This is a genomic window from Vibrio sp. 10N.222.48.A3, from assembly GCF_041475345.1.
GTDB classification, from domain to species: domain Bacteria; phylum Pseudomonadota; class Gammaproteobacteria; order Enterobacterales; family Vibrionaceae; genus Vibrio; species Vibrio tasmaniensis_A.
In genome coordinates this window covers 1-1,093 of the sequence record NZ_JBFRVX010000910.1, presented here as the reverse complement: position 1 = coordinate 1,093, position 1,093 = coordinate 1, and the positions used below count along the sequence as shown (strand labels likewise).

Here is a 1,093-nt window from a genome sequence, read left to right as displayed (position 1 = left end):
CTTCTCTACGTAAACAAGCTCGCGAAGCGGGTGTTTACATGAGAGTTGTTCGTAACACACTAGCACGCCGTGCGATTCAGGGTACAGACTACGAGTGTCTAACTGACACTTTCACTGGTCCAACTCTGATCGCATTCTCTAATGAGCACCCAGGTGCTGCAGCGCGTCTTTTCAAAGACTTCGCTAAAGAGAATAAAGATTTCGAGATCAAAGCTGCTGCATTTGAAGGCGCAGTTACTGATGCTGAAGTACTAGCGACACTACCAACTTACGACGAAGCTATCGCACGCCTAATGATGTGCATGAAAGAAGCTTCTGCTGGCAAGCTGGTTCGTACTATCGCTGCTGTTCGCGACCAAAAAGAAGAAGCTGCGGCTTAAGCCTTGCTTTTCACTGGTTGCTATTTAAACTTATTGTTGACTTAAAAGAGAATTGTTATGTCTATTACTAACGAGCAAATCCTAGACGCAGTTGCAGAAATGTCTGTAATGCAAGTTGTTGAGCTTATCGAAGCTATGGAAGAGAAATTCGGTGTTACTGCTGCTGCTGCAGTTGTAGCTGGTGGTGCTTCTGCTGAAGCTGCTGCTGAGCAAACTGAATTCGACGTAATCCTAACTGCTGCTGGCGCTAACAAAGTACAAGTTATCAAAGCTGTACGTGGCGCAACTGGCCTAGGTCTTAAAGAAGCTAAAGGTCTTGTAGACTCAGCTCCTGCAGCGCTTAAAGAAGGCGTTGACAAAGCTGAAGCTGAAGCTCTTAAAGCACAGCTAGAAGAAGCTGGCGCTTCTGTTGAAGTTAAGTAATTATTACTTAATTTCTTAGCCGCAAGGCTAATGGCTGGTGGTTTATTAACCACCGGCCTTTTTGCGCTGTAGGGCTATGACGAAATTTCCGCTGTTTAACCGTCATAATCCAAGCAAAAAAACAGTCATTTTTTCGAAATGATTGTTCACTACAGTAAACAGCTGTTTGTCACCGCCCCCTCTGAAGAGTGTTTTGGGTGGTTTGGGTCACTTATCAGCGAGCTGAGGAACCCCATGGTTTACTCTTATACCGAGAAAAAGCGCATCCGTAAGGATTTTGGTACTCGTCC

Annotated in this window: 2 protein-coding genes; both read left to right on the top strand. The window is 45.2% G+C overall.

What is annotated here, in order from left to right; translation table 11 throughout:
* Window positions 1-380 (top strand): 50S ribosomal protein L10 (rplJ, locus tag AB4653_RS21715; RefSeq protein ID WP_372105330.1); only part of this gene is annotated, 380 nt, incomplete at its 5' end.
* Between the two features lie 57 nt (window positions 381-437).
* Window positions 438-803, top strand: coding sequence for a 50S ribosomal protein L7/L12 (gene rplL, locus AB4653_RS21710; RefSeq protein ID WP_009844674.1), 366 nt, complete (start codon window positions 438-440; stop codon window positions 801-803).
* Window positions 804-1,093 lie beyond the last annotated feature (290 nt).